The following is a 15,258-nucleotide window of genomic DNA, read 5'->3' on the forward strand; positions in this document are numbered from 1 at the left end:
CACAATCGCGGGCGATGCGCATCTCCCTGTTCAGGCGCCAGCCGGACCCCGACCGGATCGAGGTCGTGCATGCCGGCACGCGCTATGCCGTTCTGGTCAAGCGCCGCGCCGCTGCGCGGCGGATGACACTGCGCGTCTCGCAGGCGACCGGCGAGATCACCCTGACCTTGCCCGAGCGCGCCGATTTCGCGGCCGGCCGGACTTTCGCCGAGAACCATGGCGGCTGGATCGCGGCGCGCATGGCCAAGCGCCCGCGTCCGGTGCCCTTCGAGCCCGGCCAGAGCATTCCTCTGCGCGGCGTGCCGCATCGCATCGTGCACTGGTCGAAAGCGCGCGGGCTGACGCAGGCGACGCGCGACGATGACGGCGCCCCCGTCATCGCGGTGGCGGGCGATGCCGCCCATGTCGCGCGCCGGATCAAGGATTTCCTGAGGAAGCTCGCGCTCGAGGATATCGAGAAGGCGGTACGCCGCCACACCGCGACGCTCGGCATCTCCGCCCGCAAGATCACCATCCGTGACACGACGAGCCGTTGGGGCTCCTGCTCCTCTCAAAGGGACCTCAGTTTCTCATGGCGCCTGATTCTGGCGCCGCCGGCCGTGCTCGACTACCTCGCGGCGCACGAAGTGGCGCATCTCAAGGAGATGAACCACTCGCATCGTTTCTGGGCGCTGACCCACAAGCTCTGTCCCGGCACCGAGGAGGCGGAAGCCTGGCTGAAGCGCCATGGCGCTGGCCTGCATGGCTATGGTTAAGCCGGAAACTCTGCCGCAATTCCGCCGTTAACCACTTTCTGAAGGCTCGCCCCGCACACTGAAGGCCGATTCGCTTTCAGCGTGAGTATGCCTATGGGTCAGGTCATTGCGTTCCGTTTGCCGCAACAGCCGGCTGCCGCTGCCGAGCCGGTGCTCGGCCTGCTCTCGGCCGTCGATTTCGCCCTGCGCGATCTCGCCGAGATTCTCCCCCATATCGCGCTGGATTCGGCGCGCCAGCAGGCCGAGGCCTGCCGCGCCATGCTGGCGCAGGCCTTCGATGCCGAGGTCGAGGCCGAACTCGGCAACTGATCTCGCGCCCGCGCATGCCGCCCCCGGCACCGACGCGGGTTGCCGAAGCGGCTGAATTGTCGAACCTCTCAAGGCAAGAGCCGGTGATCCACCGGCCGGCATAGTGCCTGGGAGGCCTCATCCGTGTTCCTGACCAACAGCGATATGGTCGATCTCGTCGATCTCCGGCATCGGCTGCATCGCCGCCCCGAAATCTCGGGCGAGGAGCGGGAGACCGCCGCGACCATCGTCGAGTTCCTGAAGCCGACCGGGCCCGACCGCATCGTCACCGAACTCGGCGGCAACGGCGTTGCTGCGATCTACGAGGGTGCCGAGCCCGGCCCGACCGTGCTGATCCGCGCCGAGCTCGACGCATTGCCGATCGAGGAACTCTCCGACAGCGACCATCGCTCCGAAATTCCCGGCAAGGGCCATCTCTGCGGCCATGACGGCCATATGACCATCCTTGCCGGCCTCGCCCGCGGCCTGCAGCGCAACCCGCCGCAGAAGGGCCGTGCCATCCTGCTGTTCCAGCCGGCCGAGGAGACCGGCGCGGGGGCCGCTGCCGTCATGGCCGATCCGAAATTCGAGGAGATCGTGCCGGATTACGCCTTCTCCCTGCATAACCGTCCGGGCGTGCCTGTAGGCCATGCCCGCATCTCGGAAGGCGCCGCCAACTGCGCCTCGCGCGGCATCAGGATCATCCTGACCGGCGAGACCTCGCATGCCTCGACGCCGGAGCATGGCCGCTCGCCGGCCCCGGCCATCGCGACGCTGATCCCCGCCTTGACCGCGCTTGGGCCGGGCGGGCCGCTCGATGCCAATTTCCGATTGGTCACCGTGACCCATGTCGAGATCGGCGAGCAGGCCTTCGGCATCGCGCCGGGCCATGGCGAGCTCTGGGCGACCCTGCGCACCGTCAACGATGCGCAGATGGGCGCGCTCTGCGAGGCCGCCGAGAGGCTGGCGCGCGAGGCGGCCGAGGCCGGCCGGCTGACGGTCGAGATCAGCTATCACGACATCTTCCATCACTGCGAGAACGAGCCCGAGGCCGTCGCAATGCTGCGTCGGGCGATGGACGAGGAGAAGGTGCCGCATGGCCCGACGCCGCCCTCGCGCGGCTCGGAGGATTTCGGCCTGTTCGGGCGCCGCTCCAAATCGGCGATGTTCCTGCTCGGCTCGGGCGAGACGGCGCATCTGCACAACCCGGATTTCGACTTCCCGGATGACGCGATCGGCCCCGGCGCGCGTGTCTTCATGCGGGCGCTGCGCAATCTGCTTGGCGAAGCCCGGCCGCAGGGTTGAGGAAGCAGGACATGGCTCTGGACTGGACTCGCGGCGCAGCCCGCGCACAGGAGATCACCGCGAACTGGCAGCGTGAGGCGGGGCCGGGCGGCGCCGTCGTGCTCTTCGACCGCGACGGGGTGCGCGAGGCCTTTGCCGGCGGCTTCGCCAGCATCGACTACGGCGTGCCCTTCACGCCGCAGACGCCGAACCGCTTCGCCTCGATCAGCAAGCATGTGCTGGCCGTCGCGCTGCTGAAGGCAGGCGTGCCGCTCGATGCCCCGCTCGGCCATTGGCTGAAGGACCTGCCGGCGCCGCTCGCCGAGGTCGAATTCGGCCGCGCGCTTGATATGACCGGGGCGCTCCCGGACATGATGGAGGTGTTCTGGCAGCTAGGCGTGCCTTACACCGCGACGCTGAGCGCGGATGAGGTCTTCGCGCTGGCCTGCCGCTTCCCATCGCTGAGTGCCGAGCCCGGTACCGAGATGGCCTATTCCAATACCGGCTGGCGCCTGGGCCAGCGCATCCTGGAGCAGGTCACCGGCAAGCCCTATAGCCGGATCGTCGCCGAGCTTTCCGGCGAGCTAGGCCTCTCCTTCCGCCTGCCCTACGATTCCACCGAGATCGTGCCTGGCCTCGCCACCGGCTATTGGGCCGATGGCGCGGCCTGGCGGCGCGGCCATTACGGCTTCCATTTCTCAGCCTCGGGCGGCATCGTCGGCTCCGCCCACGATCTCGCCGGCTGGGCCTCGGCCCTGCTTGCCGGGCGCGGGCCGCTCGGCGGCATGCTGGAGCGCCTGACCGCGCCGCGCCATTTCGCTGACGGCAACGAGAGCGTCTATCGGCTCGGCCTCGTCTGCAGCCGGCTCGGCGAGACCGCGATCGTCGGTCATGGCGGTTCGCTCACCGGCTATCGCAATCATTTCTGGATGTCGCCAGTCCATGGTGTCGGCGTCGTCGTACTGACCAACCGCGAGGAAGAGGCGCTCTGGCCCGCTTTGAGCGTGCTGGCAGCCCTGCTCGGGCAGGAACTCCCCACGATTGCGGATGCGCCGGTCGGCCTGTTCGCCAGCGATGAAGGGCCGTTCTGGGCCGAACTCACCGCGGATTCGATCAGCTTCATGGGCGGTTACGAGCGCCTCGTCACCGATGGCGATGGCGGCCTGCGCAGCCTGCCGGCCTATCTCGACATCCGTCTGAAGCGAGACGGCGCGGATCGCCTCACCGGAGCGATCGGCGGCATCAAGCGCTCGCTTCGGCGCGTGCCGGCCGATACGCCGCTTGATCCGCGGTTGGTGGGGCATTGGCGAGAGCCTCGTTTCGGTGCGCAGATCGAGATCCGGACCGATGGCACCGCGCTGATGCCCTGGCCATCAGGCGGAACCGTGTCGCAACTGACGCCGCTACCGAACGGCCGTGCGCTCGCAGATCTCCTGCATGGTCCCTGGCGGTCGCGGCCCTGCCTCTGGCTCGACGACGAAGGTGGCTTGCGGGTTGCCGGCCACCGGGCAAGAATTTTGCAAATGCAACGCGCCGGCTGAGGCGGCTCCGCAGAGGGGTGGTGCCGCAGGGCCGGTGACGATGGAGGAGAACGCCTGATGCAACTGCCTCGTTTCACCGCCGCACTGCTGCTGACCGCAGCGGCGCTTCTGCCGCTTCCGGCATCGGCGCAGTCGCAGCCGGCTTCGAACCGCATCCTGCGCGTCGCGCCGCATGCGGATCTCAAGACGCTCGATCCGGTTGCGGCCTCGATCGTCATCACCCGCATGCACGGGCTGATGATCTACGAGACGCTCTTCGCCTGGGATTCGAACCTCCAGCCGAAGCCGCAGATGGTCGAGAGCTTCGAGACCTCGCCGGACAAGCTGACCTGGACCTTCAAGCTCCGTCCCGGCCTGAAATTCCATGACGGCCAGCCGGTCACGACCAAGGATGTCATCGCCTCGCTCGAACGCTGGATGAAGCGCGACACGATCGGCGGCAAGCTCGCGGAATATACCGACGGCATGGAGGCGGTCGACAATGCCACCTTCAAGCTCAAGCTGAAGCGCCCATTGGCGCTGGTGCCCTTCGCGCTCGGCTCGGCCGTCGGCCAGATCCCGGTCATCATGCGCGAGATCGACGCCAAGTCAGACCCGATGAAGCCGATCACCGAAACGATCGGCTCCGGCCCGTTCAAGTTCAACCGCGAGGAATGGCGCAGCGGCTCGAAAGTCGTCTACGACCGCAATCCCGACTACGTCCCGCGCACCGAGCCGGCCGACGGGCTCGCCGGCGGGCGCGTCGTCAAGGTCGATCGCGTCGAATGGCAGATCATGCCGGATGCGGCGACCGCCGCCGCCGCGCTCCAGACCGGCGAGATCGATATCTGGGAGCAGCCGAGCCAGGATTTGATCCCGGTCATCTCGGCCAACAAGCAGGTCAAGGTCGAGCGCTATTCGAACCTCGCCAACCAGGTGATGCTGCGGCCGAACCATCTCTATCCGCCCTTCGACAATCCGAAGGCCAGGCTCGCCATGGCCTATGCCACCGATCAGGCAGATTTCCTCGCGGCCGGCTTCGGTGACGAGGAATGGTGGAAGCGCTGCAACGCCTATTTCGTCTGCGGCGGTCCGAACGGCACCGAGATCGGGACCGAAGGCTATGCCAAGCCCAATCTCGACAAGGCGCGCGAGCTCCTGAAGGAGAGCGGTTACAAGGGCGAGAAGTTGGTGCTCTCAACCAGCAACGACATCGCCCCGATCGGGCGCATGGCCGAGGTCGCCGCTTCCCAGCTCAAGGCCGTCGGCTTCAATGTCGACGTGCAGTTCGCCGACTGGGGCGCCGTCACCACCCGCCAGCAGAACAAGAGCCCGCCGGATCAGGGCGGCTGGAACCTGTTCGTCACCTATGCTTCAGGCGCGACTATGCAGTCGCCGCTGACCAATATCGGCACCAACATGGCCTGCGAGAGGGCCTGGGCCGGCTGGCCCTGCGATGCCGAGGCCGAGAAGCTGCGTGGCGCCTTCGTCGATGCGCCCGACGATGCCAGCCGCAAGGTCGCGCTGGAAGCGCTGCACAAGCGTCTCGCCGAAGTGCAGCCCTATCGGGTGATCGGCCAGTTCGACCAGCCCTATGCCCGCCGCACCAATGTCTCCGGCGTCCTGGCGGCACCGGTCATGCTGTTCTGGAACATCGAGAAGAAGTGAGGCGCTAGAGCATTTTCGAGCGAAGTGGGTACCGGTTCGCGTGAAGAAAATGCGTTAAGACAAAGACTTGGAGCAATGCCGCGCTTCAGGGAATTGCGGCATTGCTCTACAGCGTCGCCCGCCAGACGAAATCGCGGCTCTCGCCCGGCGCCAGCCTGAGGATGCCGGGCTTGTCTGCGATTTCGCCCTGCCAGCCGGCGGGGCTCGCCATGCTGTACCAGGGCTCGATGCACAGGAACGGCGCGCCTGTCGGTTTCGACCAGATGCCGAGGTCCTTGTAGCCCTCCCAGCTCACGGTCAGGGCGCGAGCCTCCTGCCCTGATGCGTCGAGCGCGGCGAAGCGCACCGAGCGGTTCGCCGTATCCGGGATCACGATCGCATCGTTGACGAAGAGGCTCTCATCGAGATCGAGCGCCTTGCCCTCGAAGGGCAGCGGGATCGGGCGGGTGAGCAGGCCAGCCTCGACACCGCGGCCCTGGCCCGGCTCCTTCTCCGGGAAAGCCAGGCGATGGGCTTGTTTCGCGACGCCCTCGGTCAGCGGCCAGAGAAAGGCTGGATGCGCACCGACGCCGCATATCAAGGACACGTCGGCCGGATTGCTGACCCGCGACGTAACTGTCAGCGTGTCGCCGGCGACTTCGTAAATCATCTGCAGCACGAACCGGAACGGATAGATCGCCAGCGTCTCCGGGCTCTCCCGCAACTCCAGCACGGCCCTGTCCGCGTTGCGCTCGACCCATGAGAACAGGCTGTCGCGTGCGAAGCCATGCTGTGTCAGCCGATAGGAGCGCCCCTGATGGATCAGCGTGTCATCGCTGAGCCGCCCCACGATCGGGAACAGCACCGGTGCATGGCGTGGCCAGTCCGGCCCGCCATTCCAGAGCGCGGGACCGTTCGCATCGGAAAGCGCGATCAATTCGCCGCCCTGTGCCCTGATCGTCGCGCGCAACTGGCCGGAGGCAATCTCGTGGGTCTCGGTCATCATCGTCTCCGTCGGCAGCTCCTCCGGGGATAGCCGATCGGCGTCGGATGAATCCACCGCGTTGGAAGCTGGCCCGATATGATATGCGTTTCACGCAAGAGTGATGGCGCTCAACGAGCTCGTTATGCGATAGACGTATCCTCTCTTGAGGCGCCGGCAGGCAGAAAAGCTTTGCAGAAACAGGACTTTCTAGAGAATTCCCATTCCTTGACGGGGCTGAGTGGGATGCCGATCCTACCGATGACCTCAGGGGAATAGTGCCTTCGCGGCCACTCCTGCCGCTACTGCCCATATTCAGGACCACCGATGACCAAGACCGCCAACAACCGCACCGCCGACCATGCCATCGATCCGCTCTTTCTCGAGCGCTGGTCGCCGCGCGCCTTCACCAACGAGATCATCACGGAGGACGGGCTGAAAGCCCTGTTCGAAGCGGCGCGCTGGGCGCCGTCCTCCTACAACTCGCAGCCCTGGCGCTTCGTCTATGCCCGGCGCGGCACGGACCATTGGCCGGCGCTGCTCGGCCTGCTCAACGAGTTCAACCAGTCATGGGCGAAGAATGCGGCGGCTCTCGTCTTCATCGTCTCGAAGGAGACCATGGCTGTTCCCGGCAAGACCGAGGAGGTGCCCTCCTACAGCCACTCCTTCGATGCCGGCGCGGCCTGGGCCAATCTCGCCCTGCAGGCGGTGCGGCTGGGTTGGCAGGCGCACGGCATGGTCGGCTTCGATCACGCCCGGGCACCCGAGGTTCTGAGGCTCCCGGCGGGTTATCGCGTCGAGGCGGCCGTCGCCATCGGCAAGCCCGGCGACAAGGCGCAATTGCCGGAGGCCTTGCAGGCACGCGAGACGCCGAGCCAGCGCAATCCGATCAGCACCACCGCCTTCGAGGGCGTCTTCGCCGGCTGAGCGCAGTCGCCTCTTGCAGCGGGACGCGTTTCGCGCGATCCCGCTGCATGCGCCTGAGGAGGCACGCCTTGATCACCCGCCGTGACTTCGCTGTCGGTACGCTCGCTGCGCCTGCTATCCTCAAGAGCCGACGTGCCTTGGCGGCCGGCAGGCCTGTGACCGTGGCCTCGCTGATGGGCGAGGACAAGCCGGAGACGAAGGTCTGGCGGCGGATCGCCGAGATCCTCAACCGCACTGCGCCCGGCCGTTTCGACCTGCGCATCGTGCCGAATGCCGCGCTCGGCGGCGAGAAAGAAGTGGCCGAAGGCCTGCGCCTCGGCTCGATCCAGGCGGCGCTCTCGACCGTGTCTTCGCTCTCCGGCTGGGTGCCCGCGGGCCAGATCCTCGACCTGCCATTCCTGTTCCGCGATCGCGGCCACCTCGCGCGCGTGCTGGCGGGGCCGTTGGGGACGCAACTCAAGGGCCTCTATCAGGCGCAGGGCTTTGTCGTGCCCGGCTTCATCAATTACGGCGCCCGCAATCTCCTTGCGAAGGAACCGCTGACCACTCCCGCCTCGGTCAAGGGCAAGCGCATCCGCGTGATCCAGAGCCCGCTCCATACCGCGCTCTGGTCGGGCTTGGGCGCCCATCCGACGCCGATCCCGATCCCGGAGACCTACAACGCCCTGCAGACCGGGGTGGTCGACTGTATGGACCTGACCAAATCGGCCTATGCCGGTTTCCGCTTGTACGAGGTCGTGCCCGTCCTGATCGAGACCGGGCATATCTGGGCGAGCGGCGTCATGATCTTCGCTGGGTCCTTCTGGAAGGCGCTGGCACCGCAGGATCGCGAGGCGCTGACCGCAGCGGTGGCCGAAGGCATCGCCTATTTCGATGAATTGATGCTGGCTGACGAAGAGGCCTCGATGGCCCGTGCCAAAGCCGAGGGCGGCAAGGTCGTGCCAGCTGAAGATCGCGCCGGCTGGCTGGCGGGCGGGCGCAAGGTCTGGGAAAGTTTTGCGCCGCAATTCGGGGGCATGGCGGGAATCGAGGCCATCGCCGATAGTCCCTGACACCAGCGCCAACGGGACGAGACCATGCCGCTTTCGATCGACCATATCGTCATCGCCGTCACCGATCTGGACGCGGCCATCCGCGACTACACTACGCTCGGCTTCACCGTGCTGCCCGGCGGCGAGCATCCGCGCGGCTCCCGCAACGCGCTGGTCGTGTTAGCGGACGGTGCCTATCTCGAAATCATCGCCTTCCCGCGCCCGGTGCCGGATTTCCGCTGGTGGCAGGTGCTGGACCGCGCCGGCCCCGGCCTTGTCGACTTTGCCGTGCTGCCGGATGATCTCGATGCCGATCTCGCCCGTGCGCGCGCCGCCGGCATCGTCATGGACGGCCCGATCGACGGCGGCCGGCTCCAGCCCGACGGCACGCGGATCGCATGGCGCTCGGCCCGCCCGCCCGAGCCGGATATCCCTTTCCTCTGCACCGATGTCACGCCGCGCGGCCTGCGCGTTCCCGAAGGACCGGGCCGCCGCCACGCCAATGGTGTGACCGGGGTCGCCGGCGTCACTGTGGCGGTGCAGGATCTCGCGACATCGGTCGCCCGCTATCGCGCCCTGCTCGGGCGCGAGCCGATCGCTGTGGGTGGCGTGCCGGGGCTCGGCTTCGGGATCGCGCAGTTTCGCATCGGCCGGCAGACGCTGTCGCTGACGGAGCCGCATGGTCCCGCTGCAGCAAGCCTTGGCGAGCATCTGGTCCGCCGCGGACAGGGCGTCTGTGCCATCTCCTTCTATGGCCCCGAAGATGCCCGCATCGACGATGGCCTGGCCCATGGCGCGCGCTTGGAGATCGTCCGCGACGTCTAGCCGCTGGCGCCGTCACGATGCGGTCACGCTCGCAGGCGAGAGTGGCCCGTTACCTTAAAATAGTTCTATTTATGTAGTAATAACAAGGCCTTGCGTCGAATCGCTGGCGCGCCTATCTCTCCGTCGCGATCAGTGAATCAGCCGACGGAGGGTCCGAATGGGTGGCGTCACAGAGGTCGATGTCGCGGCCGCGATTGGCCGCATCGACGAAATCATCATCCGCGAGATTGTCCGTACCGGTGCGAGCCGGCCGGAACTGCGCCGGGCGCTCGCGTTGGCCAAAGGACCGGGCGATCTTGACGCCGATGCGGCCTTGCCGCCGCATATGCAGCGGCTCGTGGAGCTGCTTGCGGTCACCTTGCCGGAGCAGGGACCCAAGCTCCCGCAGGGACCCAGGCCCATTCAAGGGCCACAGCGCCGCCTCCATGCCGCCATCAAGGGCATCGAACGTGCAGCCTGATCAGGGGAGCGCCGAAGCGTTGGAGACCGCCCGGGCGGATATCCGGGAAGCAGTCATGACAGCTTTTTGCGCCGTGCTTCGCGATACTCGCCTGCCGCCGCTCGCCCTGATCGAGTTGGCGGCGGCAGCGGTCGGTTCTGTCTACAGAGAGGTGGCGGATGCTCATTGCGGTGACCAGCCATGCCCTTGCGGCTGGCATCCGCGCCTCCAGGCGGATCTGGAGGCGCTTCAGACGACGCTCGCGCTGAGTGCGGCGCCAACGCCCCAGGTTGATCTCGCCCGCATGGTCGTGCTCGGCCGGGCCTGATCTCGCATTCCGTGCGCCGGCCATGCTAAGCCGCCGCAAACCGGCGGAGCCGCATGCGCAACATCCTCATCATCGGCATCGGGGCCGGCAATCCCAACCATATGACGATCGAGGCGATCGAGGCGCTGAACCGCGCCGATATCCTGTTCATCCCCGACAAGGGCGAGGAGAAGGCCGCACTGCGCGCCCTGCGCGAGGCGATCTGCGCCCGTTTCATCCGCACGCCCGGTTACCGCACGGTTCCTGTCGAAATCCCGCGCCGTGCCGAAGCCGGCAGCGATTACCATGGCGTCGTCGATGACTGGCATGAGCGCATCGCCACCCGCTACCGCGCCCTGTTCGAAACCGAATTGCAGGATGGCCAGACCGGCGCGCTGCTCGTCTGGGGCGACCCGGCGCTCTACGATTCCACCTTGCGCATCATGGAGCGCGTCGCCGCCTCCGGCCTTGGCCTCGACTGGCAGGTCTATCCCGGCATCAGCAGCGTCCAGGTTCTGGCCGCGCGCCACCGCGTTCCGCTCAACACGATCGGCGCGCCGATCCTGATCACCACCGGGCGCCGGCTGATGGCGGGCTTCCCGGCCGATCAGGACAGCGTCGTCGTCATGCTCGACGGTGAGCAGACCTTCGGCACGATCGATCCCGCCGGGCTCGACATTTATTGGGGCGCCTATCTCGGCACGCCCGACGAAATCCTGCGCGCCGGCCCACTCAGCGAACTCTCAGCTGAGATCGCCGAGGTCAGGGCGCAGGCCCGCGCCCGGCATGGCTGGATCATGGATACCTATCTGCTGCGCCGTTGTTCGGCTTGACGCAGCCGCCTGCATCCGCCATCGCTCGCGCCGATCTTTCTGGAAGCGCCGGAGCCACCTGATGTCCCTCGCCGATCTCAACCAGACCATCGACGCCGCCTGGGAAAACCGGGCCGAGATCGGCGTCCAGACCAAAGGCGCGGTGCGCGAGGCGGTCGAGCAGGCGATCGAGATGCTCGATGCCGGCCAGGTCCGCGTCGCCGAGAAGCAGGGTGCCGACTGGGTGGTGCATCAGTGGCTGAAGAAGGCGGTGCTGCTCTCCTTCCGCCTGACCGACAACGTCATCATGGCCAACGGCCCCGGCGAGGGCGTGTTCTGGGACAAGGTTCCCTCGAAGTTCGAGGGCTGGGGCGAGAACCGCTTCCGCGCCGCCGGCTTCCGCGTCGTGCCGCCGGCCGCAGCGCGCAAGGGCTCGTTCATCGCGTCCGGCGTCGTGCTGATGCCGTCCTTCGTCAATATCGGCGCCTATGTCGATAGCGGCACCATGGTCGATACCTGGGCGACGGTCGGCTCCTGCGCCCAGATCGGCAAGAACGTGCATCTCTCGGGCGGCGTCGGCATCGGCGGCGTGCTCGAACCGCTGCAGGCCAACCCGACCATCATCGAGGACAACTGCTTCATCGGCGCCCGTTCCGAGGTCGTCGAGGGCGTGATCGTCGGCGAGGGCTCGGTGCTCTCGATGGGCGTCTTCATCTCGGCCTCGACCAAGATCGTTGATCGCGCCACCGGCCAGGTCCATGTCGGCAAGGTGCCGCCCTATTCGGTGGTGGTGCCGGGCTCGCTGCCGGGCAAGCCCTTCCCGGACGGCACGCCGGGCCCGTCGCTCTCATGCGCCGTCATCGTCAAGACGGTCGACGCGCAGACGCGCTCCAAGACCGGCATCAACGAGCTGCTGCGCGACTGAATTCACCACATCGCGCCGTCATTCCGGGCGCGGCGAAGCGGAAACCCGGAATCCATCGTTGAGCGCAGTGCCTTGCGATGGATTCCGGATCGGTGCCGCTCCGCGGCTTGTCCGGAATGACGTTGTTGGGTGAGTGGCTGGGTCTCAACCCACCGGCGAAGGTGCGCCGGTACCCTGCGGATAAGGCTCGGGCGGGTTCTGCGTCACAGGCTCCACGCTATGCGCATCGGCCAGCGCGTCGCGCAGCTTCTGTTCCTGCGAGCGGTCGAGCGAGGTCTTGAGCACGGTGCCGCCGGTGCCGCGGATCGCTTCCAGCACCTTGTCGCCTGTCACTTTCTTGACCAGCACGAACAGCGCCGCATTGCCGGGCTGCAGGCTGCCGGCGAGATCCTTCATGAACTTGTCGTCGACGCCGTAATCGGTCAGGGCGCCACCGAGCGCGCCGGAGGCGACTCCGAGCGCCGCACCGAAGATCGGCATCAGGAAGATCGCGCCGATCAGCAGCCCCCAGAACGAGCCGGACACGGCGCCCATCGCGGTCGTGTTCAGGAGCTGGTTCAGCTTCACCTTTCCGCCCTCGTGCATCACCGCGATTGCGGCATCGCCGATTTCGATCAGGTATTCCTTCTGCAGGCCGATCAACTTCTGGCGCATCTCCTCGGCGCGGGCCTCGGTCGGATAGACGATGACGACGAGATCGGACATGGCGGGGAACTCCTGCTGCTGATGCCGGCATGCTGGTCCGCGCGGGTGACGGGATCATGGCAACGCGCCGCCGATGCTCCGAGTTCCGCTATTCGCCGCCGATCGCCTTCGCGGCCTCCACCGCCCGGCCGCGCAGAGGCCGCTCCTCCATCCGTGTGAACGACAGCAGCGCGAAGGCGAAGCCCAGGCTCGCGGCGCCGAAGACATAGCGGAACAGCGCCACCATGGTTTCGCGGTCGACAGTACCGAGCTTCAGCGACTCCGGCGAGAGCTGCGCTCCCGCTCCGCCGACGCCGCCGAGCACGATCGCGCCGAAGACGGCGACGATCAGCGCGCCGCCGATCTGGCGGAAGAAATTGGCGACCGCCGTCACGGTGCCGAGCTGGTGCGACTGCACGGAATTCTGAATCGACACCGTCGCGACGGGCAGCAACGTGCCGAGGCCGGTGCTGACCACGGCGAGGATCGCGCAGAAGGGCAGGAGCGGGATCTGGCCGGAGAAGGCTGCGAGCACCGCCGTACCGGTCAGCGCGACGACGAGCCCCGTCGTCGGCACGCGCTTGTAATGGGTGAGATGCGACATCGCCCGGCCGGAGAAGGTCGAGCCGACGACGGTGCCACAGGTCAGCGGCAGCAGGCCGAGGCCCGAATGGGTCGCGCTCATCCCCATCACCGTCTCGAAATAGAGCGGCAGGTAGATGGTGAGGCCGATGAAGGTGCCCATGCCGAAGCCGGCCGCCACCGTTCCGCGCCGAACGACGCCGTTACTGAAGACGTCGAGGGGGATCAACGGCTCGGCCGCCCGGCGCAGGCGCCAGGCGAACAGGCTCCAGAAGGCAAGCGAGGCGGCGACGAGGCCCGCGATCTCCGGCGAGCGCCACCGATAGGCGGTGCCGCCCCAGGACAGGGCGAGCAGCAGCGATACCGTCGCCAGCGTCATCAGCATGGCGCCGAGCACGTCGAGCTTGTGGGGCCGTTCGTGGCGCGGCAGGCGTTTCAGCGCTTCGCTCGACATCCAGTAGGCGCCGAGCCCGAGCGGCAGGTTGATCCAGAAGATCACCGACCAGTGCAGCTTTTCCGCGAGAAAGCCGCCCAGCACCGGGCCGAGCAGCGAAGACGACATGAAGACGCTGGCGAAATAGACCTGATAGCGGCCGCGTTCCTTGGGCGGCACGATGTCGCCGACGATGGTCTGGGCGAGCGCGATCAGCCCGCCGCCACCCATTCCCTGTACGAATCGCGCGATGACGAGCAGCCAGAGCGACGGTGCCAGCGCGCAGGCGATCGAGCCGATCACGAAGACGACGATGCCGGCCAGCATCATCACCCGCCGCCCGTGGATATCGGCGAGCTTGCCGTAGAGCGGCGTGACCGCGGTCGAGGCGAGCAGGTAGATCGTCACGACCCATGAGAGATGCGTGACGTCGTTGAGCTCGCGCCCCATCGTCGGGAGCGCGGTCGCGACGATCGTCTGGTCGAGCGCGGCGAGGAACATCGCCAGCATGACCCCGATCAGGGTCGAGCGGATATCCGCCGGCTTCATCGCTGCGGCCTGCGTTGGGCTGTCGAGCCGCTTGTCCATGGAATTGCGATCTTGCTTGCGTCTGGGGAATGGCATGAGGGTAGCGAGACCGGGCGTTATGCGCCAGAGTCGTATTGGTGGGACGGCTCTGCGGCATGGGCGGGGCAGGCCGCCAGGCGTCAACCCAGGCTGCGCAACGTGTCGCGCAGCATGTCCGGTGCGGCATCGGGCATGGCGCCTTCGATAGCCTCATGCGTTCGCTGCCAGATCGGAACGGCGGCGGCGAGCAGCGCCATGCCGTCAGATGTCAGTGTCAGCAGCCGGCTGCGGCGATCGCCGGGGTCGACCGCGATATTGACCAATCCGCGCCGTTGCAGCGGCTTCAGCGCGGCGGTGAGCGTCGTGCGGTCCATCGCCAGCAATTCCGCAACCGGGCCGAACGAGGCCGGAACAGGTCGGTTCAGCGCCATCATCAGCGAGAACTGGCCGTTCGTCAGCCCGACCGGCCGCAGCGCCTCGTCGAAACGGCGCGCCAGCGTCCGCGCCGCGCGCTGCACATGCAGGCAGAGGCAATGGTCGCGCACATGCAGCGTCGTCGCGAAGGGAACGATCGGTTTGCCGTCCATCGCATCTGAATGTTGACTGCCGTTAGGCAAGTCAAGCGAAGCTCGGTCGCAGGGTCTCGACGTCGGTTGACGATGCTGAGACCCTGGAGCGCGATGAAATCCTCGAACCGCGTGAAGAGGAAGGCCGGTCATGCCGCTGCTCACCGCGAAGAACGCGATGCTGGTCGTCATCGATTTCCAGGAGAAGCTGATGCCGGCGATCCATGACGGCGAGACGGTGCTGCTCAATGCCGGGCGCTTGGCCGAGGCGGCGCGCCTGCTCGATGTGCCCGCGGTCCTGACCGAGCAATATCCGCGCGGCCTTGGCACGACGGTGCCGGCCCTGGCGGAGGTCGGCCGGCCTGTGACCAAGATGAGCTTTGACGCCTGTGCCGAGCCGGCCTTCCTCGAGGCCGTGGCGGGAGATCGCGAGCTGGTGGTCTGCGGCTGCGAGGCGCATGTCTGCGTCGGCCAGACCGTGCTGACGCTCCTGGAGCATCGCCGTCGCGTCGTCGTGGTCGCCGATGCCATCGGCTCGCGCGCGCCGGAATCCCGCGAGATCGCGTTGAGCCGCATGGCGAGCCACGGCGCCGAGATCGTCACCACCGAGATGGTGCTGTTCGAATGGCTGCGGAGCGCTGACCATCCGCAGTTCCGGACGGTGTCGAGGCTGATCCGCTAAAG

At 67.1% G+C, this 15,258-nt stretch carries 17 protein-coding genes; 13 read left to right on the forward strand and 4 right to left on the reverse strand.

Annotated features, from left to right (window positions below; translation table 11 throughout):
• Nucleotides 1-14 precede the first annotated feature (14 nt).
• From Q0Q36_RS14955 to Q0Q36_RS14975, 5 genes are all read left to right on the forward strand, one after another.
• A complete protein-coding gene (locus Q0Q36_RS14955; RefSeq protein ID WP_293798996.1) occupies nucleotides 15-755 on the forward strand; it encodes a M48 family metallopeptidase in 741 nt (246 codons plus the stop codon).
• Between the two features lie 93 nt (nucleotides 756-848).
• Entirely contained in the window at nucleotides 849-1,064 is a 216-nt protein-coding gene (locus tag Q0Q36_RS14960) for a hypothetical protein (protein WP_265057609.1), read from the forward strand.
• A 123-nt stretch (nucleotides 1,065-1,187) separates the two neighbouring features.
• Nucleotides 1,188-2,348 (forward strand): amidohydrolase, encoded by a 1,161-nt coding sequence (locus tag Q0Q36_RS14965; RefSeq protein ID WP_293798997.1) that lies wholly within the window; start codon nucleotides 1,188-1,190, stop codon nucleotides 2,346-2,348.
• An 11-nt stretch (nucleotides 2,349-2,359) separates the two neighbouring features.
• Nucleotides 2,360-3,868: a serine hydrolase gene (locus Q0Q36_RS14970; RefSeq protein ID WP_293798998.1), complete on the forward strand. Its 1,509-nt coding sequence runs from the start codon at nucleotides 2,360-2,362 to the stop codon at nucleotides 3,866-3,868.
• 57 nt (nucleotides 3,869-3,925) lie between these two features.
• Complete coding sequence (locus Q0Q36_RS14975; protein WP_293798999.1) at nucleotides 3,926-5,515, forward strand: ABC transporter substrate-binding protein; 1,590 nt, start codon at nucleotides 3,926-3,928, stop codon at nucleotides 5,513-5,515.
• 106 nt (nucleotides 5,516-5,621) lie between these two features.
• Here Q0Q36_RS14975 and Q0Q36_RS14980 read toward each other — a convergent pair whose 3' ends face one another.
• Entirely contained in the window at nucleotides 5,622-6,497 is an 876-nt protein-coding gene (locus Q0Q36_RS14980; protein WP_293799000.1) for an aldose 1-epimerase family protein, read from the reverse strand.
• A 306-nt stretch (nucleotides 6,498-6,803) separates the two neighbouring features.
• On the opposite strand from Q0Q36_RS14980, the gene Q0Q36_RS14985 reads away from it, so the two are divergent.
• The 7 genes from Q0Q36_RS14985 to dapD all read left to right on the forward strand — a co-directional run bounded on the left by Q0Q36_RS14985 (nucleotide 6,804) and on the right by dapD (nucleotide 11,742).
• On the forward strand, nucleotides 6,804-7,403 hold the full coding sequence (locus Q0Q36_RS14985; protein WP_293799001.1) for a nitroreductase family protein: 600 nt from the start codon (nucleotides 6,804-6,806) through the stop codon (nucleotides 7,401-7,403).
• A 47-nt stretch (nucleotides 7,404-7,450) separates the two neighbouring features.
• On the forward strand, nucleotides 7,451-8,455 hold the full coding sequence (locus Q0Q36_RS14990; protein ID WP_293799002.1) for a TRAP transporter substrate-binding protein: 1,005 nt from the start codon (nucleotides 7,451-7,453) through the stop codon (nucleotides 8,453-8,455).
• A gap of 24 nt (nucleotides 8,456-8,479) precedes the next feature.
• Nucleotides 8,480-9,259, forward strand: a complete 780-nt coding sequence (locus Q0Q36_RS14995; protein WP_293799003.1) for a VOC family protein — start codon at nucleotides 8,480-8,482, stop codon at nucleotides 9,257-9,259.
• A 157-nt stretch (nucleotides 9,260-9,416) separates the two neighbouring features.
• A complete protein-coding gene (locus Q0Q36_RS15000; RefSeq protein WP_293799004.1) occupies nucleotides 9,417-9,719 on the forward strand; it encodes a hypothetical protein in 303 nt (100 codons plus the stop codon).
• Nucleotides 9,709-10,026, forward strand: coding sequence for a hypothetical protein (locus Q0Q36_RS15005; RefSeq protein ID WP_293799006.1), 318 nt, complete (start codon nucleotides 9,709-9,711; stop codon nucleotides 10,024-10,026). Before Q0Q36_RS15000 ends, Q0Q36_RS15005 begins: the two co-directional genes overlap by 11 nt.
• 53 nt (nucleotides 10,027-10,079) lie before the next feature.
• Complete coding sequence (gene cobF, locus Q0Q36_RS15010) at nucleotides 10,080-10,838, forward strand: precorrin-6A synthase (deacetylating) (RefSeq protein WP_293799007.1); 759 nt, start codon at nucleotides 10,080-10,082, stop codon at nucleotides 10,836-10,838.
• A 61-nt stretch (nucleotides 10,839-10,899) separates the two neighbouring features.
• On the forward strand, nucleotides 10,900-11,742 hold the full coding sequence (gene dapD, locus Q0Q36_RS15015; RefSeq protein WP_293799008.1) for a 2,3,4,5-tetrahydropyridine-2,6-dicarboxylate N-succinyltransferase: 843 nt from the start codon (nucleotides 10,900-10,902) through the stop codon (nucleotides 11,740-11,742).
• 144 nt (nucleotides 11,743-11,886) lie between these two features.
• Here dapD and Q0Q36_RS15020 read toward each other — a convergent pair whose 3' ends face one another.
• From Q0Q36_RS15020 to Q0Q36_RS15030, 3 genes are all read right to left on the reverse strand, one after another.
• On the reverse strand, nucleotides 11,887-12,447 hold the full coding sequence (locus Q0Q36_RS15020) for a DUF1269 domain-containing protein (protein ID WP_293799009.1): 561 nt from the start codon (nucleotides 12,445-12,447) through the stop codon (nucleotides 11,887-11,889).
• An 88-nt stretch (nucleotides 12,448-12,535) separates the two neighbouring features.
• The gene (locus Q0Q36_RS15025) at nucleotides 12,536-14,029 is read right to left on the reverse strand and encodes an MDR family MFS transporter (protein WP_293799010.1); all 1,494 of its coding nucleotides are present in this window, start codon (nucleotides 14,027-14,029) and stop codon (nucleotides 12,536-12,538) included.
• A 119-nt stretch (nucleotides 14,030-14,148) separates the two neighbouring features.
• Nucleotides 14,149-14,595, reverse strand: a complete 447-nt coding sequence (locus Q0Q36_RS15030; RefSeq protein ID WP_293799059.1) for a MarR family transcriptional regulator — start codon at nucleotides 14,593-14,595, stop codon at nucleotides 14,149-14,151.
• 130 nt (nucleotides 14,596-14,725) lie between these two features.
• Here Q0Q36_RS15030 and Q0Q36_RS15035 point away from each other — a divergent pair, with 130 nt between their 5' ends.
• Complete coding sequence (locus tag Q0Q36_RS15035) at nucleotides 14,726-15,256, forward strand: hydrolase (RefSeq protein WP_293799011.1); 531 nt, start codon at nucleotides 14,726-14,728, stop codon at nucleotides 15,254-15,256.
• The last annotated feature ends 2 nt before the right edge of the window (nucleotides 15,257-15,258 follow it).

Origin of the sequence: uncultured Allobosea sp. (assembly GCF_945957345.1) — a bacterium.
Taxonomy (GTDB): Bacteria; Pseudomonadota; Alphaproteobacteria; order Rhizobiales; family Beijerinckiaceae; genus Allobosea.